The organism is Streptomyces angustmyceticus, assembly GCF_019933235.1.
Taxonomy (GTDB): domain Bacteria; phylum Actinomycetota; class Actinomycetes; order Streptomycetales; family Streptomycetaceae; genus Streptomyces; species Streptomyces angustmyceticus.
The window spans coordinates 5,628,158-5,654,499 of the sequence record NZ_CP082945.1 but is presented as its reverse complement, the minus strand read 5'-3'; the positions used below and the strand labels follow the sequence as shown (position 1 = coordinate 5,654,499).

Here is a 26,342-nt window from a genome sequence, read left to right as displayed (position 1 = left end):
GGCGAGGTCGAGCCTCGGACCGGCCGCGCGCCGGGAGTCTGCGGCCAGGAGCCGGGGACCCGGGTCAGATGTGGCCGACGCCCGCGCCCGCTTCGGCGTTCGCGCCGCGCTTGGTGAAGACGGCGACGACGGCGGCGACGACCGCCACGCCGCAGGCGACGGTGAAGGCCAGGCCCATGCCGGACACGAAGGTGTCGTGCGCGACGGAAACGATCTTCTCGGCGAACGCCGGCGGGGTGCCCTTCGGGACCGGGGCGATACCGGCCGAGACCGCGTCGGACAGCTGGGACGCCTGCGCGGGCGGGACCGGCGGGAGGCCGGCCGACTTCCAGTTGCCCGGGAGATCGTGGTCCACGCGGGAGGCCATCACCGCGCCGAGCACGGCCGTGCCGAGGCTGCCGCCGACCTGCATCGCGGCCTGCTGGAGGCCGCCGGCGACGCCGGAGAGCTCCAGCGGGGCGTTGCCGACGATGACCTCGGTGGCGCCGACCATGACGGGCGCCAGGCCCAGGCCGAGCAGCGCGAACCACAGGGACATCGGGCCGGTGGTGCTGTCCGTGTCGAGACCGGACATGCCGTACATGGCGACGGCGGTGAGGACCATGCCGCCGACCAGCGGGATGCGCGGGCCGAGCTTGGTGATCAGGGCGCCGGCGAGCGGCGAGCCGACGATCATCATGCCCGTGAGCGGGAGGAGGTGCAGACCGCTGTCGACGGGGGTCATGCCGTGGACGTTCTGGAGGTAGAACGTCACGAAGAACAGGCCGCCCATGAAGGCGAAGGCCATCAGCACCATCAGGACCGTGCCGGCGGTCAGCGGCAGGGAGCGGAACATCCGCAGCGGGATGAGCGGTTCGCGGACCTTGGTCTCCAGGACGGCGAACAGCGCGAAGAGGACCACGGAGCCGATCAGGAAGCCCAGGGTCTTCTGGTCGCCCCAGCCCCAGGCCGACGCCTTGATCAGCGGCCAGATCAGGCAGAACATCGCGCCGGAGAGCAGCACGATGCCGGGGATGTCGAACGAGCGCGGGGCGTTCACCGCACGGTGGTCCTTGAGGATCACCAGGCCGAGGACCAGGGCCAGCACGCCGACCGGGACGTTGATGAAGAACACGGACTGCCAGTTGACGTGCTCCACCAGCAGTCCGCCGACTATCGGACCGCCGGCGGTGGAGGCGCCGATGACCATGCCCCAGATGCCGATCGCCATGTTGAGCTTCTCGGCCGGGAAGGTGGCGCGCAGCAGTCCCAGCGCGGCCGGCATCAGCAGCGCGCCGAACAGGCCCTGCAGCACACGGAAGGTGATGACCAGCGCGACCTCGTGGGAGAAGCCGATGGCGCCGGAGGCGGCGGCGAAGCCGAGGATGCCGATGAGGAAGGTCTGGCGGTGGCCGAAGCGGTCACCGAGCTTGCCGGCGGTGATCAGCGAGACGGCCAGCGCGAGCATGTAGCCGTTGGTGATCCACTGCACGTCGGCGAGCGAGGCGCCGAGGTCTTCCTTGATGGCCGGGTTGGCGATGGCGACGATCGTGCCGTCCAGGGCGACCATCATCACGCCGATGGCGACGGAGAAGAGGGTCAGCCACGGATGGCCGCGCAGCCCCTTGGAGGTCTCGGGTGCGGGAAGGTCCGGCGCTGCGACGGCAACCGGGGTCTGGGAACTCATACGACGAGGCTAATGTCAGCCACTGACAGTTGACAAAGCATTTCATGAGTCGGTAACTGTCATCTCGCTCACAGGTAACCTGAGCAGCGAGAACACCGGAGAAAGGCGGCTCAGGATGGCGACCCCGACGCCGCAGACGGCCCCCGCGGGCCTGCGGGAACGCAAGAAGCAGCGCACCCGCGACGCCCTGATCCGCGCGGCGCTCGAACTCTTCACCGAGCAGGGGTACGAGACGACGACGATCGATGAGATCGCCGAGGCGGTGGACGTCTCCCAGCGGACGTACTTCCGCTACTTCGCCAACAAGGAGGACGTCGCCTTCGCCGTCCAGACGATGGTCGAGGCCCGCTTCCTCGACGAGCTGCTCGCCCGGCCCGCGGCGGAGGCGCCGCTCACCGCCCTGCGCAGCGCCGTGATGGTGGCCTGGGACGACATCGGCAGCTCCATCGAGTCGGTGATCCCGGTGGAGCTGCACATGCGCTCGTACCAGATGATCGAGTCGACGCCCGCGCTGGTCGCCGCGCATCTGCGGCGCTCCTCCGAGCTGGAGGAGGAGATCGCGCGGCTGATCGCCCGGCGCGAGGGGCTGGACGTCGACGCCGATCCGCGGCCGCGGGTGCTCGTCGCCGCGTTCAGCGGGGTGATGCGGGTGGCCGGCAAGGTGTGGGGCGAGGGCCAGGACTGCAGCGTGGCCTCCATCCGGGAGCTGACCCGGTCCTACCTGGACCACATCGGTCCGGCGATGGACGACGACTGGCGGACGGACTGAGCGCGGCCCCCGGCGGCCGCCGCCATCCCCTACTCCCTGTAGCGGCCATCCATCTTTGCGCGAGGGTTCCGCTCCCCCTCCTGAGTTCACGTATGCACGACTGAGCACCGAAAACGGGCGACACGTGTCCGGTTTGGTCGAAATACCCACCCCGAAACGTGATCTCACTCACGGTCACAGCGAGCACGCCGCCGCGTCTCCTAGGGTGGCCCGCGGTGACTTCTTTCCCGGGCCTCGCCCCCTCCTCCGGTTTCCTGCAGTCCTCCGCCTGGCGCGCCGCGCTCGCCCTGGCGGTGGTGTTCGTGATGCTCGCGCTGACCGGCTGGACGGCCGTCAGAGGTACCAAGGAAGACGCCAATCCGCTGGCCACCGCCAGGACCGCCTGGCAGCACGCCACCTTCCACGGCCACCGGCTGCCCGACCCCAAGGGCCCGCCGGCCACCCTCCGGGCCTTCTTCGGCAAGCTCACCGGCGGCGAGAAGCAGCAGCTCGCCCGGCGCTACCCGCTGGTCGTGGGCAATATGAACGGCGCCCCCGTGCCGCTGCGCTACCGCGCCAACCGGATGGCGCTCGACGACGCCCGCGCGATCGAGAAGCAGCGGATGGGCGACCGCCGGCTCACCCCCGTCGGCCGCCAGGAGGCGGGCCGGCTGATGCACCGCTTCGCCTCGATGATGAGTCCCGGCCGGCAGATCCTCGCCTTCGACCCGGCCGGCGACGGCCGGGCCGCCGAGGTCTTCGGCAACCTGCCGGCGGCGCAGCGGGTCTCGGTCGTGGTGCCCGGTGTGGACACCAACCTGTCGACCTTCGAGCGCACCACGGCGGCCACCCGCGCCCCCGTCGGCATGGCGCGGTCCCTCTACGGCGCCGAGCGCGAGGCCCGCCCCGGCACCCGTACCGCCGTGATCGCCTGGGCCGACTACACCTCCCCGGCCGGGATGGGCGTCGAGGCGGCCACCGGGAAGCTCGCCGCGGACGGCGCGGTCCGGCTGCGCGCCCTGGTCGACGCGCTGCCCTCCTCCGACACCGTCTCGCTGTTCTGCCACAGCTACGGCTCCGTGGTGTGCGGGCTCGCGGCCCGCACCCTGCCGTCCAACGTCGAGGACATCGCGGTGGCCGGCAGCCCCGGCATGCGGGCCGGCAGCCTCGCCGGGCTGGGCACCCGCGCCCGCGTCTGGGCCATGCGGGACGCCGACGACTGGATCGCGGACGTGCCCTACCTGGAGGTCGGGGGGCTCGGCCACGGCGCCGACCCGGTCGATCCGTCCTTCGGCTCGCGCATCCTGTCGGCCGAGGGCGCCGTGGGGCACGCGGGCTACTTCGCGCCCGGCACCCGCAGCCTGCGCAACTTCGCGCTCGTCGGCGTCGGCGCGACCAGCACGGTCTCCTGCGCCTCCGACGACCCGCACTGCAGCTCGGACCTGGCCTGAGGGCCGCCGGGCCCCACGACCGGTGCCGCGGGCACGGCCCGGCGCCCGGGGACGGGCCGTGCCCGCGGGAACCGCACCCGGCGCCGGCGGCGTCCACCAGGCAGGAACACGGCGGGTGACCGGGGTGACGCGCGTAGCTCCGGCAGCCGCCCCCGAGGTGTCCGGAGGGGGGACGGGCGGGCAACCGCCCGCATACGATGAGCCGCATGGGTGATGTGCTGGCCGGTTTTCATGCCGTCTGGGAGTTCGACACGGACTCCGTACTCATCCGCTTCGAACGGGGGATCCGCAAGCCGAAGCTGTTCCAGGCGCTCGGCGAGCGACGCATTCCGTACGAGGCGCTGAGCTCCGTCGAGGTGAGCGGGGGCAGACGCGGCACGGTGGTGCTGCACGCCGTGCCCCGGCCCGGCGCCGACCCGCTGATGGAGGCGGCGGACGGACAGCTCAAGGAGGACGCCGATCCGTACCGGCTGGTGCTCCCGGCCGAGCGCGGGACGCTGGCCGAGTACTACGCCGACGAGCTGCGCACGGTGCTCGGCCCCGACGCGAAGGAGCCCGCCGACCGCCATCTCGTCGCCGCGCCGGAGCCTCCCCTGCACTTCAAGGCGTACGACGGGAAGGCGTCCTTCGACGGGCGAGCGGTCGTCTTCCGGTGGTTCTGGACGGGCGCGTCCTCGGCGAAGTGGAAGTGCGGCGACCAGACCTTCCCGGTCGGCGAGCTGGCCGGCGTCGAGTGGCGGTCCCCGGAGATCCTCAACGGCTATCTGCGGCTGCTGGCGCGCGGCGCCCGCGAGCCCGGGGCGGGCGAGGCGGACCAGGATCCGGCCGCGGTGGTCTTCGGGCTGGGGTACGGCCCGGTGCACGAGTCACTGCCGTTCGCGGCCGCCGTGCTGCAGGCCGTACGCGCCGCCGAGCCGGCGCAGGACCCGGAGGAGGGCGAACCGCGCCGCCGGACCGGGGACGCGCGCCGGGACCCCGCCGACATCGCGGACCGGATACGCCACCTCGGCGAGCTGCACGGGGCGGGCCTGCTGACCGACGACGAATTCAGCGCGAAGAAGGCCGAGTTGCTCGCGGAGCTGTAGCGTCTCGGGGTCCGGACCCCGAGACGGGATCCGGGGGCTCATACCGTGGTAGGGGGTGGAAGTCCGGCCCCTGGTATGACGTCACGGCCGCGGCGGTCCGCTTGGATGGAGTCGCGATGACCGGACCCTCTTCCCACCCCGCGGACGAACCGACCCGACGCCGGGTGCTGCGCGCCGTACGGCAGGCGCTGCGCCTCCTCGCCGTCGAGCTCGGCACACCGACCGAACCCGGCACCCCGCTGTTCAGCAGCGTCCGGAGCGCCTGGCTGCGCCGGCTGCCGTATCTGGTCGCGTTCGTGTTCACGGTGTCCCTGCTGCCGACGACCATCACCGTCCTCAGCCACGACTACGGCCTGGACGGCGGGCTGTCCGGCGCGCTGGGCACCGCGCAGGTCGCGCCGCTGCTGCTCGCGGTGACCCGGCCGCTGCAGGCCTGGTGGGTGATCTTCACGGCGGACATCGTCACCGCCCTGGCGCTCATCCACGCGGACGGCATCGAGGGCCGCGCCTGGCCCTGGACGCCCATGACGATCGTCGGCTATCTGGCGCTGATGGTGGCGCTGTCGCTGCGCGAGCGCGGCCGCACCCTGATCGCCGTCTGGCTGACGACCGGTCTGGCGGGCATCCTCTCCGAGGCGGTCGCCCCGGTCACCCCGGTCCCCCCGGTCACCTCGGACCGGATCAACAGCACCTGGGTGCTGCTGTTCGTGCTGACCGGAGTGGTGCTGATGATGGGCGCCACGCTGCGGGAACGCGGCGACGCCCGGCGGAAGTTGATCGAGCAGGAGACCATCAGCGAGGCCGAGCGGGCCCGTCGGACGCTGCTGGAGGAGCGCACCCGTATCGCTCGCGAGCTGCACGATGTCGTCGCCCACCACATGTCGGTGATCACGGTCCAGGCCGACAGCGCCCCGTACCGCATCAGCGGGATACCCCGGGAGGCCGAGGAGGAGTTCGGGTCGATCGCGGCGACCGCACGGGAGTCGCTGGCGGAGATGCGCCGACTGCTCGGTGTGCTGCGCAGCGAGGAGGCGGAGCGGCACGGCGGCCCGGAGAAGACCCCGCAGCCCGGTATCGGCATGCTGCCGAAGCTGGTCGAGGGGACCGTACGGGCGGGTGTGCCGGTGGAGTTGTCGCTGCCCGGGGAACGGATACCGCTCGAACCGGCGGTGGATCTGTCGGCCTACCGCATCGTGCAGGAGGCGCTGGCCAATGTCGTACGGCACGCCCCGGGTGCACCGGCCCAGGTGTCGGTGACGACGACGGCGGACGGCTCACGGCTGACCGTTCTCGTCGTCAACTCCCCGCCGCCCGCGCCGTCCGCGCCCGCCGCGCCGCTGGAGACCAACGGCACCGGCCACGGCCTCATCGGCATGCGGGAGCGGGTGCGGCTGGTGGACGGTTCGCTCGACACCGGGCCGCTGCCCGACGGCGGGTTCCGGGTGGCCGCGCAGCTCCCCCTTTCGCCGCCGCCCGCCGCGGCGGTACCCCTTTCACCGAAGGATTCCGGCTCCCTATGACCACCCGCGTGATCATCGTCGACGACCAGGCCATGGTGCGTGCGGGCTTCGCCGCGCTGCTCGCCGCGCAGAACGGCATCGAGGTGGTGGGCGATGCGCCGGACGGTGTACAGGGAGTGGAGCTGAGCCGCCGGACGCACCCCGATGTGGTGCTGATGGATGTCCGGATGCCGGAGATGGACGGCCTGGAGGCGGCCCGGCAGCTGCTCGATCCGCCCCCCGGTGTGCTGCACCGCCCGAAGGTGCTGATGCTGACCACCTTCGATGTCGACGACTACGTCTACGAGGCGCTGCGGGCGGGGGCGTCCGGGTTCCTGCTCAAGGACGCGCCGCCGGGTGATCTGATCTCCGCGGTCCGGGTCGTGGCGGCGGGCGAGGCGCTGCTCGCCCCGTCCGTGACCCGGCGGCTGATAGCCGATTTCGCCCGCCGGCGGCCCGCGCCGCGCAAGGGCCGGGCGGCACTGCGGCTGAAGGGCCTCACCCCGCGCGAGACGGAGGTCCTGGAGCTGATCGCCCGCGGTCTGTCGAACCAGGAGATCGCCGCCGCGCTGATCGTCGCCGAGCAGACCGTGAAGACCCATGTCAGCCGGGTGCTCGCCAAGTTGGTGCTGCGGGACCGCGCCCAGGCCGTGATCTTCGCGTACGAGTCGGGGCTGGTCACGCCCGGGGAGCAGTAGCGGCCGGGAGCAGCAGCGGCCGGGGAGGGTTCCCGGGCGTGCCCTTCCGCCCTGCCCCTCCTTGAGGAGGAGGGAGGCGTCTCCCCCCTACCGGGGTATCACCCGGCAGTTGGCTCCGCGGTGTGACGCCGCGTCATAAGCCCTCTTCCTACGTTTCCCTCCGCCACACCACCGGGAGAGGGAGACACCACCATGACCAGGCTGCGAGCCGTCACTCGACGCGGCCGGCGCACACTCCTCGGCGCCGCGCTCGCGCTGGCCGTGGCCGCCGGCACCGGCGGCTGGGCGGCCGGCACCGCGCAGAGTGCCGTCACGGGCCCGCCGCCCGGCGCCGCCGCCTGGCGCGCCGACCACTCCCTCGGCGTCCGGCTGCCGGACCCGGCGACCGCCCGCCCCGCCGACGTCGCGCGCTTCTTCGCCGCGCTGACCGACGGGCAGCGGCGGGCGCTGGTGGCCCGGCATCCGCTCACCGTCGGCAACCTCGACGGCGTGCCCCCCGCCGTGCGGTACGCGGCCAACTCCCGTGCGCTGGCCGCCGAGCGGGACCGCCAGCGGGCCCGGGCCGCCGATCCGGCCGGCACCTCCGAGGACCGCCGGCAGGCCGGGAAGGCGGCCGCCCGCTGCGCCTCGCTCCTCTCCCCCGGTCGGCACATCCTCGCCTTCGACCCCCGCGGCCGCGGCCAAGTGGCCGAGGTGTACGGCGACTTGGCCACGGCCGAGCGCACCGCAGTGATCGTGCCCGGCTCGGACATCGACCTGGGCTCCTTCGACCGCGCGCGGGACCCGTACGGCACACCGGCCGGGATGGCCGGGTCGCTGCGGACCCGGCTGACCGCCGAGGCGCCCGGGACCCGTACCGCGGTCGTCGCCTGGGCCGGGTACACCACGCCGGTCGGTATCGGCCCGGATGCCATGACCGGGCGGCTCGCCGATGCCGGAGCCCCACGGCTGGCCCGCTTCCTGTCCGGCCTGGCCGCAGTCGGCGCCCCGGCACCGGCGGTGCTGTGCCACAGCTACGGCTCGGTGGTCTGCGGGCTGGCCGTGGCACGTGCGGACGGTGGCCGCGTCGCCGACCTGGTCCTCTTCGGCTCCCCCGGCATCCGCCGGGACAGCGTGGCGCAACTGCGCACCCCGGCCCGGGTCTGGGCGGCGCGGGACGCCTCCGACTGGATCGGCGACGTCCCGAACGTCGAGCTGTTCGGCCTGGGGCACGGCACCGACCCCACCGACCCCGCCTTCGGCGCCCGCCGGGTCCCCGCCGTGCGCGCCGTGGGCCACACCGGCTACCTCGCCCCCGGTACGGACTCCCTCCGCAACTTCGCGGCCATCGTGCTGGGCCGCTACGGCGCCGTGCGCTGACACCGGGGCTCCCGGACCGCCGGGGGACGCCGTCTCACCGGCCGCCCGGACGCCCGCGCTCCGCCGCTCCCGAGCTCTTCGGCCCTTCACTCAAGGACGCCTCATGACTCTCGCCCTCCCCGCGGCCCTCAAAGACGCCGCCCGCACCACGGTCCGCACCATCGAGGACCGCACGCCCGCGGACCGCGACCGCGCCCTCGACGGCCTGCGCGCGCTGGCGCTGCTCGCGGTGCCCGCCGGCCACTGGCTGGTCGGGGGCTTCACCCGCGACGCCGGCGGCGCGCTCCACAACAGCAGCGTGCTGAGCGCCGTCGGCGCGCTCGCGCCCGCCAGTTGGGTGCTGCAGATGCTCGGCATCTTCTTCCTGGTCGGCGGCCATGCGTCGGTCCGGTCGCTGCGGCGCGCCGGCGAGCGGGGCGAGCCCGTCCGGACCTGGCTGCGCGGCCGGATCGTCCGGCTGGGCCGCCCGGTGCTCGGGGTGACGGCCGTATGGGCGATGCTGCTCCCCGTGCTGTACGGCCTGGGGGTGCCGGAGGCGACGCTGCGGACCGGGGCGACGCTGGTGATCCAGCCGCTGTGGTTCGTCGGCGTGTACGCGGCGGTGACCGCGCTGACGCCGTACTGCCTGCGGGCCGCCCGGCGGTGGGGCGCCTGGGCCGCGGCGCCGCTGGCGGCGGCCGTGGCGGCGGTGGACTTCCTGCGCTACGGGCCGTTCGCCGACGCCGTACCGGCCTGGCTCGGCCTGCTCACCCTCCTGCCCGGCTGGCTGTTCGCCTATCAGCTCGGGGTGTCCTGGGGCGAGCGGCGGCTCGGCCGGCGCGCCGCCTGGACGCTGCTGCTCGGGGGCACCGCGCTGTTCGCGGCCCTGCTGCTGTTCTTCCACTACCCGGCGAGCATGGTCGGCGTCCCCGGGCAGGACCGGACGAACTCCCACCCGCCGTCGCTGCTGGTCGTGGCGCTTGCCGCGGCCCAGTCCGGCGCCGCCGTCCTGCTCCGGGACCGGCTCGCCCGGCTGCTGCGCCGGCCCGCCCTGTGGGCACCGGTCACCGTCGTCAACCTCTCGGCCATGACGGTCCTGTGCTGGCACCAGACGGCACTGCTCTCGGCGGCCGTGCCCGCGTCGTTCCTGGGCGAGGTGCCGGGCCTGACCTCGTCCCCCGACGGCGTCGGCTGGCTCCTCGCCCGGCTCGCCTGGCTGCCGTTGTTCGCCGCGGCGCTGCTCCTGATCGGCCGCACCACCCGCCGCTTCGAGGCGCCCTGGACCGGTGTCACCGGAGCCCGCCGGGCGGCCGCGGCGCTCCTGGCCGCCGGGTTCGCCGTCTTCGCGCTGCGGCTGGCGTGAGCACCCGGCCGGCGCGGCTCGGCCGGGGGCCGAGGGGGCGGGGCGTCACCTCGCCCCGCCCCCGCACGTCCTACGACCGGCCCTGCGAGGTGTGCGTCATGTCCGCGTACCGCGCCCCCGCGACCTGCCCGGCGATCGGCTCCAGCAGCACCAGGTCCTGCTCGCTCAGCCGGATCCGGGTGGCCGAGGTGTTCTCCTCGACGCGGCTGCGCTTACGGGTGCCGGGGATCGGCACGACGGCGGCCCCGTGGACCGCGGCCTGCTGCTGCACCCAGGCCAGCGCGATCTGGCCGGGCGTCGCGCCATGGGCCTCGGCGATCGTGCGGACCGGCTCCAGCAGCGCGGCGTTGGCGGTGGCGTTGTCGCCGGTGAAGCGGGGCTGGGTGCGCCGGAAGTCGTCCTGCGTCAGCTCCTTGTCGGCGCTGACGAACGCGCCGGTGAGGAAGCCCCGGCCGAGCGGCGAGTACGGGACGAGGCCGACGCCGAGCTCGGCCGCGGCCTGCACCACGCCGTCCTCGATGTCCCGGCTGAACAGCGACCACTCCGACTGCAGGGCGGCGATCGGGTGCACGGCGTGCGCCGCGCGCAGCTCGGCGGCGGTCACCTCGCTCAGCCCCAGGTGCTTGACCTTGCCCTCGGCCACCAGCTCGGCCATCGCGCCGACCGACTCCTCGATCGGGACGTTCACATCGCGCCGGTGCATGTAGTACAGGTCGATCTCGTCGACGCCCAGGCGCGTGAGGCTGCCCTCGACGGCCTGCCGGATGTAGGCCCGGTCGTTGCGGATGACGCGCTTGAACGGGTCGTCCGGGTGGTCCGGGTCGGGGGAGATCGCGAACTTGGTGGCCAGCACGACCTCGTCGCGGTGTGCCCGGACGAACGGGGCGATGAACTTCTCGTTCTCGCCCCTGCCGTACATGTCGGCGGTGTCGAAGAGCGTCACGCCCAGCTCCCGGGCCCGCTCCAGCGTGGCCCGCGCCTCGTCGGCGTCCGTCGGGCCGTACGCGAAGCTCATGCCCATGCAGCCGAGGCCCTGCACCCCGACCCGCGGCCCGCCGGTGCCCAGCTCGACCGTCTCGATCTTGTCGCTACCCATCAGACCTCAGAACCTCTCGGACGCCCGCCGGGCGTCGGCATAGATGTCGATCTTGTAGTCGAGTACGTCCAGCGTGCTCTGCAGCTCGGCGATCCGCTGCCGTACGTCCTCGCGGTGCGCGGTCAGCAGCTCCTCGCGCTCGGCGAAGGTGCGCTCGCCGTCCCGTACCAGCTCGGCGTAGCGGACCATGTCCGCGACCGGCATACCGGTCAGCCGCAGCTTGGTCACCAGGCTCAGCCAGTCCAGATCGCGGTTGGTGAAGCGCCGCTGGCCGGTGTGGGTGCGGTCCACGTGCGGCATCAGGCCGATGCGCTCGTACCAGCGCAGGGTGTGGGCGCTGAGCCCGGTGTGCTCCGCCACCTCGCCGATCGTGTACTGGTCCCGGCCGGCGGGCCGCGGGTGCGCGCGCTCGGTGCCGCAGCCGCGCGGCCGCTTCGGCAGCCTCCCGGCCGCGGCCGGGCTCGTGGCCTTCTCCTGCTGCGTGACCGTCATGCCCCGTGCTCCCCTGTATCGCCGGATGTCTCCCGGCCCTCGCGCCGGATGTCCTCGACGTGCTCAACGCTAGAGACTTCGAGTGCACTCCAGGCAAGTGCGGATCTTGGCCGGACTTGACCGGGATTTGAGAAGCCACGGACCTCCCGGCGGGGGCGGACCGGGCACCGCCTAGGCTCGTGGGCATGCAGAGCCTGCGGATGATCGAGAACTGGCCGGTGCCCACCGCTGCGGCCGCCGTCGTACGAGCCGACGGGTCGGTGGCCGGATCCTACGGCCCCCAGGACCACCGCTTCCCGCTGGCGTCCGTCACCAAGCCACTGGCCGCGTACGCCGCTCTGCTGGCCGTCGAGGAGGGGGCCGTCGAGCTGGACGAACCGGCCGGTCCCGAGGGGTCCACGGTCCGTCACCTCCTCGCCCACACGTCGGGGCTGGCCTTCGACGAGCAGCGCACGATGGCCGAGCCCGGCACCCGCAGGCTCTACTCCAACACCGGCTTCGAGGCGCTGGGCGATCACCTCGCCAAGGCGACGGACATCCCCTTCCCGCAGTACCTACACGAGGCGGTGCTCGCCCCGCTCGGGATGACCGCGACGGAGCTGACCGGCTCGCCCGCGAAGGACGGCGTGTCCACCGTCGCCGACCTGGCCCGGTTCGCCGCGGAGCTGCAGGCGCCGCGGCTGCTCGCCCCGGAGACCCTCGCGCAGGCCACCCAGGTGGCGTTCCCCGGTCTGACGGGTGTGCTGCCGGGCTACGGCCACCAGAAGCCCAACGACTGGGGGCTGGGCTTCGAGATCCGCGACGGCAAGGCACCGCACTGGACGGGCAGCGCGTCCTCGCCCCGCACGTTCGGGCACTTCGGGCAGTCCGGGACGTTCCTGTGGGTGGACCCGGACGCGGGCGCGGCGTGTGTGGCGCTGGCCGACCGGGCCTTCGGGCCGTGGGCGATCGAGGCCTGGCCGCCGCTGACCGACGCGGTGCTCGCCGAGCTGGCGCGGTCGGCCTGACGGCGCGGCACGGCCCGGACGGCGCTCACGGGACCCGGGGGCGCCGCCGCGGGCCCCGGGCCGGGCGCCGGCCTCACCCGTGCGCCGGCTCCGTCCCCATCTCCCACACCAGGCACTCCGACGCCGTCAGCCCCCGCAGCTCCAGCCCCGCCCCGTCGGTGATCCGCGCCTCGTCACCGGCCTCCAGGCGCTCCCCGCCGAGCCGTACGGCGCCGCGCACCACATGGACATACGCGCGGGCGGCGTCGGGGACCGCGGTGCGCTCGCCCTCGGCGAGGCGGCGCAGATGCAGCAGCGCCCCGGCCCGCGCGACCGCGTACGGGGTGCCGTCGGCGATGCCGCGCACCACCTCGTACGACGGCTCGCCGCCGAACGCGAGCGGCGCCAGCCACATCTGGACGAAGCGCAGCGGGCCCGTGCCGTCGTTGCGCTCCACGTGCCGGACGCCGCCGGCCGAGCTGAGCCGCTGGAGATCGCCGGCGCGCACCGTGGTCTCGTGGCCGGCCGAGTCGCGGTGGGTCAGCTCGCCCTCGACCACCCAGGTCACGATCTCCGTGTCGCGGTGCGGATGCTCGTCGAATCCGGCGCCGGCCGCCAGGCGCTCCTCGTTGCAGGCGATCAGCGCGCCGAAGCGCAGATTGTCCGGGTCGAAGTGGGGCCCGAAGGAGAACGCGTGCAGCGACGCGATCCCGGCTTCCGCGTCCCCGCCCGGATACCGTTCATGGCCTCTGCGCACCTGAATCATGGGCCCACCGTAGCCCCGCCCCCGCACCCTCCCGCCCCGATAGTGCAGGCTTGTCCCGTGTCTGAACCCGCATCGCGCGACGCGCACCCGCACTCCGCCACCCTCCGGCGCCTGGAGAACTCCTCCGGCAAACTGGCGGCCGCGGCCATCGCCCGCATGGACGCCACCCTGCCGTGGTACCGCGCGATGCCCCCGGAGAACCGCTCCTGGATCGGCCTGGTGGCGCAGGCCGGTATCGCCGCGTTCACCGAGTGGTTCCGGCACCCGGAGACCCCGCAAGCGATCAGTACCGACGTCTTCGGCACGGCGCCGCGCGAGCTGACCCGGGCGATCACCCTGCGCCAGACCGTGGAGATGGTCCGCACCACGATCGAGGTCATGGAGTCCGCGATCGACGAGGTCGCGGCCCCGGGCGACGAGTCGGTGCTGCGCGAGGCGCTGCTGGTCTACGCCCGGGAGATCGCCTTCGCCACCGCCCAGGTCTACGCCCAGGCCGCCGAGGCCCGCGGCGCGTGGGACGCCCGGCTGGAGTCGCTGGTGGTCAACGCGGTGCTGTCGGGCGAGGCGGACGAGGGCGCGGTCTCCCGCGCGGCGGCGCTGGGCTGGAACTCCCCCGAGCATGTGTGCGTGGTGCTGGGCACCGCCCCGGACGGGGACAGCGAACTGACCGTGGAGGCCATCCGGCGGGCCGCCCGGCACGCCAAGCTCCAGGTGCTGACCGGGGTGCTGGGCTCCCGCCTGGTGGTGATCGCGGGCGGCTCGGACAATCCGCTGAAGGCCGCGAAGGCGCTGATCGGGCCGTATGCCGCCGGTGCCGTGGTGGCCGGCCCGGTGGTCTCCGACCTGCTGGCCGCGACCCGCTCGGCACAGGCCGCCGCGGCCGGGCTGCGGGCGTGTGCCGCCTGGCCCGACGCGCCGCGCCCGGTGCTCGCCGACGATCTCCTGCCGGAGCGCGCGATGGCCTCGGACCCGGTCGCCCGCGAGCAGCTGGTGGAGGAGATCTACAGACCGCTGGAGGAAGCGGGATCGGCACTTCTGGAGACGCTGAGCGTTTACCTGGAACAGGCGAGCAGCCTGGAGGGTGCCGCGCGGATGCTGTTCGTGCACCCCAACACCGTGCGGTATCGGCTCCGACGTGTGACCGACGTCACCGGCTGGTCACCCTCCGACGTGCGCTCGGCGTTCACCCTCCGTATCGCGTTGATTCTGGGGCGTCTGGCTGACGGTGAGGCGCAACCCTAGACTTTTGTCGGACACCAACAATTCCCCCGATGGTTCTTGGTCCCTGTCCCCACGGGCGGGCGGAACCACCCACAAGAGAGAGTGTGAGGGTGCTCGTACTCGTCGCTCCCGGCCAAGGCGCTCAGACGCCCGGCTTCCTGACCCCCTGGCTCGACCTTCCCGGTGTCGAGGACCGGCTCCGTGCCTGGTCGGACGCCATCGACCTGGACCTGGTCCACTACGGCACCAAGGCGGACGAGGAGGAGATCCGCGACACGGCGGTGGCGCAGCCGCTGCTGGTGGCCTCCGCCCTCGTCTCCGCCCGGCAGCTGTTCCCCGCGGCCGGCGACGTCGCCGCCCAGGTCGGCGCGACGGCCGGCCACAGCGTCGGTGAGCTGGCCGCCGCCGCGCTGGCCGGCACGGTCTCCGACGAGGCCGCGATGAAGCTGGTGCGCATCCGCGGCCGGGCGATGGCCGAGGCCGCCGCGGTCACCGAGACCGGAATGGCCGCCCTCCTGGGCGGTGACGAGGCCGTCGTCATCCCGCATCTGGAGCAGTTGGGCCTGACCCCGGCCAATGTGAACGGCGCAGGCCAGATCGTCGCCGCCGGTACCGCCGAGCAGATTGCCGCTCTGGTCGAGAACAAGCCGGAGGGCACTCGCCGGGTCGTACCGCTGAAGGTGGCCGGCGCGTTCCATACTCACCACATGGCACCCGCTGTCTCGGCCCTGGACTCCGCGACCACCCAGCTGTCGGTCGCCGATCCGCACACCCGCTACGTCTCCAACAAGGACGGCCGGCCGGTCCCCTCCGGCCAGGAACTGGTGCAGCGGCTGGTCGGCCAGGTGGCCAACCCCGTGCGCTGGGACCTGTGCATGGAGACCTTCAAGGAGCTCGGTGTCACCGCGCTCATCGAGGCGGCTCCCGGTGGCACGCTCACCGGCCTGGCCAAGCGCGCCCTGCCCGGCGTGCGGACCCTCGCCCTCAAGACGCCCGACGACCTCGACGCGGCCCGCACGCTGATCGCCGAGCATTCTGCACCGGCCGAATAGGAGTCCGAAGCGCATGACCTCGAAGATCAAGCCCTCGAAGGGCGCCCCGTACGCGCGGATCATGGGGGTGGGCGGCTACCGCCCGACCCGTGTCGTGCCCAACGAGGAGATCCTCAAGCACATCGACTCGTCCGACGAGTGGATCCGCTCACGGTCCGGCATCGCGACCCGCCACTGGGCGAGCCCCGAGGAGACCGTCGCGACCATGTCGGTCGAGGCGTCGGGCAAGGCCATCGCCGACGCGGGCATCACGCCCGAGCAGATCGGCGCCGTGATCGTCTCCACCGTTTCGCACTTCAAGCAGACCCCGGCCATCGCGACCGAGATCGCGCACCGCATCGGTGCCGGCAAGCCGGCCGCGTTCGACATCTCGGCGGGCTGCGCGGGCTTCGGCTACGGCCTGACGCTGGCCAAGGGCCTGGTGACGGAGGGCTCGGCGGAGTACGTCCTGGTCCTCGGCGTCGAGCGGCTCTCGGACCTGACGGACCTGGAGGACCGCGCGACGGCCTTCCTCTTCGGCGACGGCGCCGGCGCCGTGATCGTCGGCCCGGCGAACGAGCCCGCGATCGGCCCGACCGTCTGGGGCTCGGAGGGCGACAAGTCCGAGACCATCAAGCAGACGCTCGGCTGGGACGTCTACCGCACCACCCCGCTCCCCGGAGGGGACGCCCCCGAGGGCCGCCCGGCTCCGGAGGAGATCCGGTACCCCGCCATCACCCAGGAGGGCCAGTCGGTCTTCCGGTGGGCGGTGTTCGAGATGGCGAAGGTCGCCCAGCAGGCGCTGGACGCGGCCGGCGTCAGCCCGGACGACCTGGACGTCTTCATCCCGCACCAGGCCAACATGCGGATCATCGACTCGATGGTGAAGACTCTGCAGCTGCCGGAGAGCGTGACGGTCGCCCGCGACGTGGAGACCACCGGCAACACCTCGGCAGCCTCCATTCCGCTCGCCATGGAGCGGCTGTTGGCGACCGGGCAGGCCAAGAGCGGCGACACCGCGCTGGTCATCGGCTTCGGGGCGGGTCTCGTCTACGCCGCGACGGTCGTTACCCTCCCCTAGGCAAGATCTGCGCAGGGCCGTACGTCCCCGGACGTGTCGGCCGTCGCACGGATCCTCACCGCAAGTAACGCAGTTTCCCCATAAAATGACCGAAGGAGCGCCATCATGGCCGCCACTCAGGAAGAGATCGTCGCCGGTCTCGCCGAGATCGTGAACGAGATCGCCGGGATCCCCACCGAGGACGTCCAGGTGGACAAGTCCTTCACCGACGACCTGGACGTCGACTCGCTGTCCATGGTCGAGGTCGTCGTCGCCGCCGAAGAGCGCTTCGACGTGAAGATCCCGGACGACGACGTCAAGAACCTCAAGACGGTCGGCGACGCGACCGACTACATCCTCAAGCACCAGAGCTGATCCAGCTCCCGCGCATGTCGCCACCCCGCGGTGGCGCCGTCGATTCAGACCCCTCTACCCGTGGAGTAAGAATTCCCGTGAACGCGACCAATCGCACCGTGGTCGTCACCGGTATCGGCGCAACCACACCGCTGGGTGGCGACAGCGCTTCGACCTGGGAGGCCATGCTCGCCGGACGTTCCGGTGTCGGCCCCCTCGAACAGGACTGGGCGGCCGAGCTGCCGGTCCGTATCGCCGGCCAGATCGCCGTGGAGCCCACCGAGATCCTGCCGCGCCCGCAGGCCCGCAAGCTGGACCGTTCGGCGCAGTTCGCGCTCGTCGCGGCCCAGGAGGCCTGGAAGGACGCCGGCTTCACCGCCAAGGCGGGCGAGGACGCCTCGGTCGACCCCGACCGGCTCGGCGCCGTCATCGCCTCCGGCATCGGCGGCGTGACGACCCTGCTCGACCAGTACGACGTGCTCAAGGAGAAGGGCGTACGCCGCGTCTCCCCGCACACCGTGCCGATGCTGATGCCCAACTCGCCGTCCGCCAACGTCGGCATCGAGTTCAACGCCCGCGCCGGTGTGCACACGCCGGTCTCGGCGTGCGCGTCGGGCGCGGAGGCCATCGGCTACGCGATCGAGATGATCCGCTCCGGCCGCGCCGACGTGGTCGTCGCGGGCGGCACCGAGGCCGCCATCCACCCGCTGCCGATCGTGGCGTTCGGCAACATGATGGCGATGTCCAAGAACAACGACGACCCGCAGGGCGCCTCCCGCCCCTGGGACGCCGACCGCAACGGCTTCGTGCTCGGCGAGGGCGCGGGCGTGATCGTCCTGGAGTCCGAGGAGCACGCCAGGGCCCGCGGCGCGGCGATCTACGCGGAGGCCGTCGGCCAGGGCATCTCCTCCGACGCCCACCACATCACCCAGCCCGAGCCGTCCGGCAACGGCATCGCGGCGGCGCTGCAGAACCTCCTCGACAACACCGACCTCAAGCCCGCCGAGATCGTGCACGTCAACGCGCACGCGACCTCGACGCCTGCCGGTGACGTCGGTGAGCTGCGGGCGCTGCGCAAGGCCTTCGGCGACGACGTCGACCACATGGCCGTCACCAGCACCAAGTCGATGACCGGTCACCTCCTCGGCGGCGCCGGCGGTATCGAGACGGTGGCCACGGTCCTCGCGCTCAAGAACCGCGTCGCCCCGCCGACGATCAACATCGACAACCTCGACCCCGAGGCGCAGGCGGACATCGTGCGCGGCGAGCCGCGTCCGCTGCCCGAGGGCCGGATCGCGGCCCTGAACGACTCGTTCGGCTTCGGCGGCCACAACGTGGTCCTGGCCTTCCGCACGGTCTGACCCACGGCGTACGAGGGGCCCGCCCGGTGACTGTCACCGGGCGGGCCCCTCGCGTGTCTCAGCTCTCGAAGGCGGCGAAGTACGCGGCGCTGGCGTCCTTTTCCCCGTGGCCCTGCCGCTCGGCCCGGCGCAGGCGCTCCGCTGCCGCCGCCGCCAGGTCCATCCGTACGCCGGCGTCCCCGGCGGCCTCCAGGATGAGCCGGGCGTCCTTGCGGGCCGCGGACACCGTGAAGCTCGGCGGGTAGTTCCCGGACAGGATCGTCTCGGACTTCAGCCGGAGATACGGCATGTCGAGCGCCCCGCCGGCGACCGCGTCGAGGAAGGTCCGCGGGTCCACGCCGAGCGCCCCGGCGAGCGCCAGGGACTCACCCGTACCGTTGATGACCGTCAGCACCCAGTTGTTGACGACGAGCTTGAGACGGCTGGCGGCCCCGCTCGCCGCGTCCTCGCCGGCCCACAGGGTCCGGCTGCCGACGATGCCGAAAACCCGCTCGGCGCGCTCCCTGACGTCCGGGGCCCCGGCCGCCAGGATCGTCAAGTCCCCCTTCTCCGCCGGGGCCTTGGTGCCCAGCACGGGGGCGTCCACGAACCGCAGGCGGTGCTCGTCGGCGAACCGGGCGAGCCGCGGCAGGGACGCGACGCCGACCGTGCTGGTCTGGAGCCACAGGGCGCCGGGCGGCAGGGCTTCCGCGGCCTGCCGCATCGCGTGCAGGACGGCCTCGCCGTCCAGGAGCATCGTGAGGACCACCTCGGCGCCCGCCACCGCCTCGGCGGGGGTGTCGGCCACCCGGACGCCGTCGGCGGCCAGCGGCTCGGCCCTGGCGCGCGTACGGTTCCAGGCGCGGACATCGAGCCCCGCCGCGGCGAGGTTGCGGGCCATCGCGGCACCCATGATTCCGGTGCCGAGCACGGCTACTGACGGGGCGTCGGAGGAATTGTTGTCGGCCATGACGGCACGCTAGGCCGTGGAGCGCGCTCCAGGGCAACCGCCACCGCGTGTCGGGAGGGCTCCCGGGACGCTAGACGACCTGGTGGAGCCAGCGGACCGGGGCGCCCTCGCCCGCGTAGCGGAACGGCTCCAGTTCGTCGTCCCAGGGCTTGCCGAGGAGCTTGTCGACCTCGGCGGCCAGCTCGGTCTCGCCGCGCGCGGCGCGGGCGGCGGCGGCGCGCAGCCGGTCCTCGGGGATGAGGATGTCGCCGTGGATGCCCGTGACGGCGTGGAAGATGCCCAGGTCGGGGGTGGAGCTGTAGCGCTCGCCCTCGGCGGTGGTGCAGGGCTCCGCGGTCACCTCGAAGCGCAGCAGGTGCCAGCCGCGCAGCGCGGAGGCCAGTTTGGAGGCGGTGCCCGCCTCCCCCTGCCACGAGAACTCGGCTCTCCAGGTGCCCGGGGACGCCGGCTGGCGGATCCAGTCGAGGTTGACGCGCACACCGAGGACGCCCGCGACGGCCCATTCGACGTGCGGGCACAGCGCGCGCGGAGCGGAGTGGACGTACAGAACTCCACGTGTCGTCACCGGGACCTCCAGTGCGGTTCGAGGTTCGCCTTCCCCAGCGGCCTCGTGCCCGTTCCGGTTGCGGCCGGGACAGTTGCCATTCTGCCCCAGTGATCACTTCGGCACCAGCATGCTGGTGACCTACAGTAAACACCATTAGGCGGAATTTGCCGCAAATGGGACAGGAAATGACGTGATGTAATTTGTCTGTGCCGACTGCACCAGCCACTTTGGGTCACCGCCCGGCAGGCACGGGGCAAAGCTACCGCGCGGTGCCGGTCGAGCGGGTGACGTACCGTCGGTACCCGAAGAGATATCACTCGCACGCCGGAGGGGACAGGGGATGACGCGGACCGATCGGCCTGTTCGCCCCCGGCGCATCCGCTTCGGCCCCCGCTCCTCACGCACCGTCGCCGTCGTGTCCGCCCTGGTCATCGCGCTCACTTCCTGTAGCGCCGACGGCGGATCGGGTCACCACCCCGGCAAGCCCGCCAAGCCGGCGCCCGTGTGGCACACCGACCCCGGTTCGATCGCGGCGCTCGGCGACTCCATCACCGCCGGCTTCGACGCCTGTACGCTCCTGTCCGACTGCCCGCAGGTCTCCTGGGCCACCGGCACCGACCCCAAGGTCGACAGCCTCGCCCGACGGCTGGTCGAGCGCCCCGCCACGCACAGCTGGAACTTCGCCCGTACCGGTGCCCTGATGAGCGACCTGCTGAGCCAGGTCACCTCCGCCGTCGCCCGCAGGCCCGAGCTGGTCACGGTCCTGATCGGCGCCAACGACGCCTGCCGGCGCGATGTCGGCGCGATGACGCCGAAGGCCGCCTTCCGCGCCGACTTCGCACGGTCCATGAAGCGCCTGCGCAAGGCCCTGCCGCACACCCAGGTGTATGTCGCGGCGGTCCCCGACCTGCTGCGGCTGTGGTCCGAGGGGCGCAAGAACCCGCTCGGCAAACAAGTGTGGAAGCTGGGCATCTGCGGGTCCATGCTGCGCGATCCGGACGACCTGACGAAGGCGGCGCGGGACCGCAGGGCGACGGTGCGCGAGCAGGTGATGGCCTACAACTCGGCGCTGGCGGAGGTCTGCGGCAAGGATCCGCTGTGCCGCTTCGACAAGTCGGTCTTCGACTACCGCTTCTCCGGCCGCGAGTTGAGCACCTGGGACTGGTTCCACCCGGGCACCCGCGGCCAGAAGGAGCTGGCGGAGCTGGCGTTCCGCACGGTCACCAGGCCGCGGCCGTAGGCCCGTCCGCCGCGTCGCCGGCCCCCGCGCGCGGGCTTCGCGCGCGGGCCCGGGACGACGACCGCCCCGCGGCGGGCATAGGCTCACGCGCATGACGACGCAGGTCAGCAGGGAACCCTTCGGCACGCTGGACGACGGCACCCGCGTCGACCGCTGGACCCTGGACGCGGGCCCGGACGCGCTGCGGGTGCGCGTCCTCACGTACGGCGGGATCGTCCAGACGGTGGAGGCGCCGGACCGGGACGGGGCGCGGGGGCAGCTGGCGCTGGGGTTCGCCGACCTCGCGTCGTACGTCGCACACGGCGGGTCGTACTTCGGCGCGCTGGTCGGGCGGTACGCGAACCGGATCGCCGGGGCGTCCTTCACGCTCGACGGCCGGACCCGCGCATTGACGCCGAACGACGGGCGCCACAGTCTGCACGGCGGGCCGGGCGGCTTCTCCCGGGTGGTGTGGGACGCCCGGGAGACCGACGGGGGTGTGGAGCTGCACCGGGTCAGCCCGGACGGCGAGGAGGGCTTTCCCGGCGCCCTGGACGTCCGCGTGACATACACCCTCACCGACGGGGGCGCGCTGCGGGTCGTCTCGTGCGCGACGGCCGACGCGCCGACCGTCGTCAACCTCACCCAGCACACCTACCTCAACCTGGGCGGCGACGGCAGCGGCGCCGCCGCCGGCCACGAACTGCGGCTGGCCGCCTCCCGGTACACGCCCGTCGACGACACCGGCATCCCGCTGCCCGGTGCGCCCGCCGAAGTCGCCGGCACCCGCTTCGACTTCCGGGCGCCGCGCGCGGTGGCGGGCGCCTACGACCACAACTTCGCGCTGGACGGCGGGGTGTGCGCGGCGCCGCGCACGGTCGCGGAGCTGTACGACCCGCGCTCGGGCCGCGCCCTGGAGCTGTCCACCACCGAGCCCGGCCTGCAGCTCTACACCGCGGAACACCTCGACGGCACCCTGACCGGCACCTCGGGCCTCCCCTACGGGCGCGCGGCCGGACTCGCCCTGGAAACCCAGCACTTCCCGGACTCCCCGAACCGGCCGGACTTCCCCACGACGGTGCTGCGGCCCGGCGAGCGCTACCGGTCCGAGACGGTGTACGCGTTCTCGGCGCGGCCGGGGAGTGCGGGACACCCCCTAAGGGCACGGGGCGGGCAACGTCATCCTGTGCGGCGACGCGCGGGAGCGGCGGAGAAGGAACGATGAGCGGTGACCGGAGCCCCGGTCCTTCGTCCGCCCTCTGATCCGGGAGACCCCACACCATGGCCCGCCGCCTCCGCGTTCCCCTTCTCCTGCTCTCCGGCGTCGCGCTGACCACCCTGACGGTCGGCTGCTCGCTGCCGGGATACGGCCCGCCGAAGCGGTCCGAGCGGACGTACTCCGTGCCCGACAAGGTCACCGCCCTGACCGCGACGACGCACGGCGGGAACATCGAGGTCGTGCCGGTGGACGCCGGCGGCTCGGTCAAGGTGACGGAGAAGTATGTGTACAACGAGAGGAAGCCCACCCCCGAGCACAGCGTCAAGGACGGCCGGCTGACGCTCAAGGCCGCGGACTGCGGCATGGGGCGCAGGTGCGAGGTGGGCTACCGCGTCCTGCTGCCGCGCAACGCCTCGGTCGAACTGCGCACCAGCGGCGGGGACATCACCGTCCACGGCGCCGCGGGCGGGATCACCGCGGAGACCAGCGGCGGCGACATCAACGTCGCGGACTCCCCGGCCCGCACGGCGAAGGCGCGGACCAGCGGCGGCGACGTGGACCTCGCGCTGTCCGCGGCACCCGACGAGGTGTCGGGCCGGACCAGCGGGGGCGATGTCACCATCCGCCTCCCGAAGGGCTCGTACGCGGTGGACGCCTCGACCAGCGGCGGCGACCGCGAGGTCTCCGTCCCGACGGACGAGGAATCCGCGCACAAGGTGATGGCGCGATCGAGTGGCGGTGATGTGTCGGTGGTTCGCTCATGAGGGGGCACCGGGGGCGTCCGCGCGCGGGAGCGCCCCCGTCCCCGGCCGCGTCAGCCGACGGTGACCTCCGCCGTCAGCCTGCGGTCCTCGACGCTGCGCGCCGCCTCGACGCGGTAGACCCCCTTGACCCGGCGCCAGCCGCCGCCCTCCGCCGCCCCGCCCTGCTCCTCGTCCCAGACCGCGAACGCCCGGTCCGGCAGCGGGATCTCGGCCTCGGCGCTCTCCCCCGGACCGGCCTCGACGACGGCGAAGCCGGCCAGCCAGCGGGCCGGGCGCTCCGGAGCGTCCGGGGCGGCGTCCGCGGTGGGCGCCAGGTAGATCTGCACGACCTCGCGGCCGGGCCGCTCCCCCGCGTTGCGGACCCGCACCCGCACCGAGTCGGGCGTGGTGTCCAGCGACTCGTACTCCCAGTCGGTGTAGCCGAGTCCGTGGCCGAAGGGGTAGGCGGGCGCGGTGGCGGACCGCTGCCAGGCGCGGTAGCCGATGTACACCCCTTCGGAGTAGGCGAGTTGACCGCCGACGGGGGTGACGTCGGTGACCGGGGCGTCGGCGAGCCGGGCCGGCCAGGTGGTGGGGAGCCGGCCGCCCGGCTCATGGGCACCGAGCAGGACGTCGGCGAGCGCCGCACCGGCCTCCTGCCCGGGGAACCAGCCCAGCAGCACGGCGGGGACCCGCGCGCGCCACGGAAGCTCCACCGGGGAACCGGAGTTGACGACCACGACCGTGTGCGGGTTGGCGGCCGCGACCCGGGTGACCAGCTCGTCCTGACGGCCGGGCAGCCGCAGGTCGCCGCGGTCGAAGCCCTCGGACTCCATCTCGTCGGTGGTGGCGACGACCACGACCGCGACATCGGCGCCGGCCGCGGCGCGGACCGCCTCCTCGATCTCCGCGTCGGCGTCGGGCCGCGGTTCGCCGTGGCCGAGGGCGAAGTTCAGCCCGGCGAGGCCGTCGCCCAGGTCCGGGCCGCCGGGCACGTACCGCAGGGTGACCGCCACGCTCTCGCCCGCCGTCAGCGGTGCCGTCACCCGCTGCTCGACGGGGTGCAGGAACGCCTCGAAGGGATCGCTGCCCCCGGGCGCGCAGCGGCCGTCGAAGAGGACCGCGCCGCCGACGGTCAGCCGCAGCTCGCCGGTGCCCTGGACCGCGAAGGCGTGGTCGCCGGTGAGCCGCGGGGTGAAGCTGCCGGTCAGCTCGACGGCGCCCAGGTTCTGCCGGGTGACGCCCTCGGGGAAGCGGCCCATCAGCCGCACCCTGCCGTCGGACCGCGGCTCCTCCGCGAGCACACGCCCGTCGGCGGCCAGGTAGCGGGCGCGCAGCGTGAAGCCCTCACGGGCGTGCGGGAGCCGGGTGCGCGGCTCAGCGCCCACCGTGAAGGTGACCTCGACGTCGTCGGGGAGCGCGGCGCGCAGCCCCTCCAGAGGAGAGACCACCGCGCCGGGGAAGACGGTCGCGGACCCGCCGCCGAGCACCCGCGCGTCGCGGGCGGCCGCCCCGATGACGGCGACCCTGCGGACGGCCGCGGGATCGACCGGCAGCGCCCGCCGCCCCCCGTCCACCGGCTCGTTGCGCAGCAGGACACACGCCCGCCGGGCGATCTCGCGGGCCACCGCCCGGCCGTCGAGCCCCTGCGGTACTGCGCCCTGCTCGACCGCGGCGGGCACCCCGTCCAGGCATCCGGTGCGGGCGGCGAGCAGCAGCACCCGGCGCACCGCGTCGTCCACCTCCGACTCGGCCACCTCACCCGCACGGACGACCTCGGCGAGCGGCGCGCCGTAGACCGTACGGGGCCCGGGCATCGCCACGTCCAGGCCGCCGCGCAGCGCCCGCACGGTGTCGCGGGCGGCCGTCCAGTCGGAGACGTTGACGCCGTCGAAGCCCCATTCGCCGCGGAGCACGCCCCGCACGAGAGCGCGGTGTTCGGTCATCGTCGAGCCGTTGACCCGGTTGTAGGCGGTCATCACGGCCCAGGGGCGGGCGTGTTCGACGATGTGCTCGAAGGGCGCGAGGTAGAGCTCGCGCAGCGGGCGCGGGGCGATGCGGTTGTCGACCGTGAACCGGTCGGTCTCCGCGTCGTTGCCGACGAAGTGCTTGACCGTCGTACCGACGCCGCCCTCCTGCACACCGCGCACATACCCGGCGCCGATCACGCCGGTGAGCAGCGGGTCCTCGGCGTAACACTCGAAGTGGCGGCCGCCCAGGGGCGAGCGGTGGAGGTTGACGGTCGGCGCGAGGAGGACGTGCACGCCCTTGCGGCGGGCCTCCTGGGCGAGGAGGTGACCGGCCCGGCGGGCGAGCGCGGGGTCCCAGGTGGCGGCCAGCGCGGTGGGGCTGGGCAGCGCGACCGAGGGGTCCTCGGCGTCCCATCCCCGGCCCCGTACCCCGACCGGGCCGTCCGACATCACCAGCGAGCGCAGCCCGATCGCGGGCACGGCCGGGAGCGTCCAGGTGTCCTGGCCGGACAGCAGCCGGGCCTTGGTGTCGAGGTCGAGCGCGGCGAGGGCCCGCTCCACCACTGCGGTGTAGTCGTGCGCGTCGCCGGGAGCGCGGTGGTGGGATGCGGCATCGGCGCGATCGTGGGGCTGGGCGTCGGTCATGTGGTTCTCCGGTGCTCCATGAGTGGTCGTGCGGGCCCCCTTCCGGGATTCTTGCCGCCCCACCTGCCAGGTGGTAGGCGTCGTTACCTTTCCGTTACTTCAGCCGTACGGGATCTCCACGGGAGGGTTACGCTCGGCCGGTGACTGCACCAGACCAGGACGGATCCCGCCACGACGGCGGGGCGGGCGGCCGGCGGGGCGGCGGCGGACGGGAGGCCCGGAGCGCGGAGCGGCGCGAGGCCATCCTGCAGGCCGCCATGGAACTCATCGCCGAACGCGGCTACCGCCGTACCTCACTCGCCGCCGTCGCCGAGCGCGCCGGCCTGACCCAGCAGGGGCTGCTGCACCACTTCCCGACGAAGGAACTGCTGCTGGTCGGGGTGCTGGAGGCGCGCGACCGCTGGGACCTGGCCTGGTCCGTCGCGGCGTCCGGCGCCTGGCGCACCGACGCCCTCGCCCAGATCGTCGACTACAACGCCACCCGCCCCGGCATCGTCCAGACCTACACGGTGCTCTCCGCCGACAGCGTCACCGAGGACCACCCCGCCCGCGCCTTCTTCGAAGCCCGCTTCCGCGCGGTACGGGCCGCGATGGCCGAGATCCTGCACGCCGAGTGCGGCGACACCCTGCCCGGCGGCCTGACCCCGCAACGGGCGGCGCCCCTGATGGCCGCCGTGATGGACGGCCTCCAACTCCAGTGGCTCCTGGACCCGGAGGCGGTCGACATGCCGGCCGCGTTCCGGGACTTCCTGGCGCTGCTGGGGCGAGCGGAGGGGCGGGACGCCGGAGCCGGATCCGGCGGGGAGCCGGGCGTGGGGTGAGCGTGGGGTGGTCC

24 protein-coding genes are annotated in these 26,342 nt (G+C 73.4%); 17 read left to right on the top strand and 7 right to left on the bottom strand.

The window, feature by feature from the left end:
* Positions 1–64 precede the first annotated feature (64 nt).
* Complete coding sequence (locus K7396_RS25255; protein ID WP_086720247.1) at positions 65–1,666, bottom strand: MFS transporter; 1,602 nt, start codon at positions 1,664–1,666, stop codon at positions 65–67.
* A gap of 115 nt (positions 1,667–1,781) precedes the next feature.
* Between K7396_RS25255 and K7396_RS25250 the strand changes: the two genes are divergently transcribed.
* The 7 genes from K7396_RS25250 (at position 1,782) to K7396_RS25220 (ending at position 9,848) form a co-directional block, all read left to right on the top strand.
* Positions 1,782–2,435, top strand: coding sequence for a TetR/AcrR family transcriptional regulator (locus tag K7396_RS25250; RefSeq protein WP_086720248.1), 654 nt, complete (start codon positions 1,782–1,784; stop codon positions 2,433–2,435).
* 215 nt (positions 2,436–2,650) lie between these two features.
* Positions 2,651–3,865, top strand: coding sequence for an alpha/beta hydrolase (locus K7396_RS25245; protein ID WP_086720249.1), 1,215 nt, complete (start codon positions 2,651–2,653; stop codon positions 3,863–3,865).
* Positions 3,866–4,071: 206 nt separating this feature from the next.
* Positions 4,072–4,950, top strand: coding sequence for a DUF4429 domain-containing protein (locus K7396_RS25240; RefSeq protein WP_086720250.1), 879 nt, complete (start codon positions 4,072–4,074; stop codon positions 4,948–4,950).
* Positions 4,951–5,066: 116 nt separating this feature from the next.
* Positions 5,067–6,470: a sensor histidine kinase gene (locus K7396_RS25235; RefSeq protein ID WP_086720251.1), complete on the top strand. Its 1,404-nt coding sequence runs from the start codon at positions 5,067–5,069 to the stop codon at positions 6,468–6,470.
* On the top strand, positions 6,467–7,147 hold the full coding sequence (locus K7396_RS25230) for a response regulator (protein WP_086720252.1): 681 nt from the start codon (positions 6,467–6,469) through the stop codon (positions 7,145–7,147). Before K7396_RS25235 ends, K7396_RS25230 begins: the two co-directional genes overlap by 4 nt.
* A 192-nt stretch (positions 7,148–7,339) precedes the next feature.
* Positions 7,340–8,506, top strand: coding sequence for an alpha/beta hydrolase (locus K7396_RS25225; RefSeq protein ID WP_086720253.1), 1,167 nt, complete (start codon positions 7,340–7,342; stop codon positions 8,504–8,506).
* A 103-nt stretch (positions 8,507–8,609) separates the two neighbouring features.
* The gene (locus K7396_RS25220) at positions 8,610–9,848 is read left to right on the top strand and encodes an acyltransferase family protein (protein ID WP_086720254.1); all 1,239 of its coding nucleotides are present in this window, start codon (positions 8,610–8,612) and stop codon (positions 9,846–9,848) included.
* Between the two features lie 70 nt (positions 9,849–9,918).
* Here K7396_RS25220 and K7396_RS25215 read toward each other — a convergent pair whose 3' ends face one another.
* Positions 9,919–10,944, bottom strand: coding sequence for an aldo/keto reductase (locus K7396_RS25215; RefSeq protein WP_086720255.1), 1,026 nt, complete (start codon positions 10,942–10,944; stop codon positions 9,919–9,921).
* A gap of 6 nt (positions 10,945–10,950) precedes the next feature.
* Complete coding sequence (locus K7396_RS25210) at positions 10,951–11,436, bottom strand: MerR family transcriptional regulator (RefSeq protein WP_223660196.1); 486 nt, start codon at positions 11,434–11,436, stop codon at positions 10,951–10,953.
* A 185-nt stretch (positions 11,437–11,621) separates the two neighbouring features.
* Between K7396_RS25210 and K7396_RS25205 the strand changes: the two genes are divergently transcribed.
* The gene (locus K7396_RS25205; RefSeq protein ID WP_086720258.1) at positions 11,622–12,443 is read left to right on the top strand and encodes a serine hydrolase domain-containing protein; all 822 of its coding nucleotides are present in this window, start codon (positions 11,622–11,624) and stop codon (positions 12,441–12,443) included.
* 73 nt (positions 12,444–12,516) lie between these two features.
* Here the strand turns inward: K7396_RS25205 and K7396_RS25200 are convergent, their stop codons facing one another.
* On the bottom strand, positions 12,517–13,188 hold the full coding sequence (locus K7396_RS25200) for a pirin family protein (protein ID WP_086720256.1): 672 nt from the start codon (positions 13,186–13,188) through the stop codon (positions 12,517–12,519).
* A gap of 57 nt (positions 13,189–13,245) precedes the next feature.
* Here K7396_RS25200 and K7396_RS25195 point away from each other — a divergent pair, with 57 nt between their 5' ends.
* The 5 genes from K7396_RS25195 (at position 13,246) to fabF (ending at position 18,215) form a co-directional block, all read left to right on the top strand.
* The gene (locus K7396_RS25195; RefSeq protein ID WP_030081381.1) at positions 13,246–14,430 is read left to right on the top strand and encodes a PucR family transcriptional regulator; all 1,185 of its coding nucleotides are present in this window, start codon (positions 13,246–13,248) and stop codon (positions 14,428–14,430) included.
* 89 nt (positions 14,431–14,519) lie between these two features.
* Positions 14,520–15,461, top strand: coding sequence for an ACP S-malonyltransferase (locus K7396_RS25190; protein WP_152104391.1), 942 nt, complete (start codon positions 14,520–14,522; stop codon positions 15,459–15,461).
* 13 nt (positions 15,462–15,474) lie between these two features.
* Complete coding sequence (locus tag K7396_RS25185) at positions 15,475–16,521, top strand: ketoacyl-ACP synthase III (protein ID WP_152104392.1); 1,047 nt, start codon at positions 15,475–15,477, stop codon at positions 16,519–16,521.
* A gap of 105 nt (positions 16,522–16,626) precedes the next feature.
* Positions 16,627–16,875, top strand: coding sequence for an acyl carrier protein (locus tag K7396_RS25180; protein WP_006605825.1), 249 nt, complete (start codon positions 16,627–16,629; stop codon positions 16,873–16,875).
* Between the two features lie 77 nt (positions 16,876–16,952).
* Positions 16,953–18,215 carry a beta-ketoacyl-ACP synthase II gene (gene fabF / locus K7396_RS25175; protein ID WP_152104393.1) on the top strand — a complete coding sequence of 421 codons (1,263 nt, stop codon included), beginning with the start codon at positions 16,953–16,955 and terminating at the stop codon, positions 18,213–18,215.
* Positions 18,216–18,273: 58 nt separating this feature from the next.
* On the opposite strand, the gene K7396_RS25170 is transcribed toward fabF, so the two are convergent.
* Positions 18,274–19,164 (bottom strand): NAD(P)-dependent oxidoreductase, encoded by an 891-nt coding sequence (locus K7396_RS25170; RefSeq protein ID WP_086721079.1) that lies wholly within the window; start codon positions 19,162–19,164, stop codon positions 18,274–18,276.
* Between the two features lie 70 nt (positions 19,165–19,234).
* Positions 19,235–19,729, bottom strand: a complete 495-nt coding sequence (locus K7396_RS25165) for a DUF3145 domain-containing protein (RefSeq protein WP_086721078.1) — start codon at positions 19,727–19,729, stop codon at positions 19,235–19,237.
* Positions 19,730–20,051: 322 nt separating this feature from the next.
* Here K7396_RS25165 and K7396_RS25160 point away from each other — a divergent pair, with 322 nt between their 5' ends.
* From K7396_RS25160 to K7396_RS25150, 3 genes are all read left to right on the top strand, one after another.
* The gene (locus tag K7396_RS25160; RefSeq protein WP_086721077.1) at positions 20,052–20,951 is read left to right on the top strand and encodes an SGNH/GDSL hydrolase family protein; all 900 of its coding nucleotides are present in this window, start codon (positions 20,052–20,054) and stop codon (positions 20,949–20,951) included.
* A 91-nt stretch (positions 20,952–21,042) separates the two neighbouring features.
* Positions 21,043–22,155, top strand: a complete 1,113-nt coding sequence (locus K7396_RS25155) for an aldose epimerase family protein (protein ID WP_086721076.1) — start codon at positions 21,043–21,045, stop codon at positions 22,153–22,155.
* Between the two features lie 56 nt (positions 22,156–22,211).
* Positions 22,212–22,913, top strand: coding sequence for a DUF4097 family beta strand repeat-containing protein (locus K7396_RS25150; RefSeq protein WP_086721075.1), 702 nt, complete (start codon positions 22,212–22,214; stop codon positions 22,911–22,913).
* A gap of 50 nt (positions 22,914–22,963) precedes the next feature.
* On the opposite strand, the gene K7396_RS25145 is transcribed toward K7396_RS25150, so the two are convergent.
* On the bottom strand, positions 22,964–25,507 hold the full coding sequence (locus K7396_RS25145; RefSeq protein WP_152104394.1) for a beta-glucosidase: 2,544 nt from the start codon (positions 25,505–25,507) through the stop codon (positions 22,964–22,966).
* A gap of 140 nt (positions 25,508–25,647) precedes the next feature.
* On the opposite strand from K7396_RS25145, the gene K7396_RS25140 reads away from it, so the two are divergent.
* Positions 25,648–26,328, top strand: coding sequence for a TetR/AcrR family transcriptional regulator (locus K7396_RS25140; RefSeq protein ID WP_373866888.1), 681 nt, complete (start codon positions 25,648–25,650; stop codon positions 26,326–26,328).
* Positions 26,329–26,342: the final 14 nt, after the last annotated feature.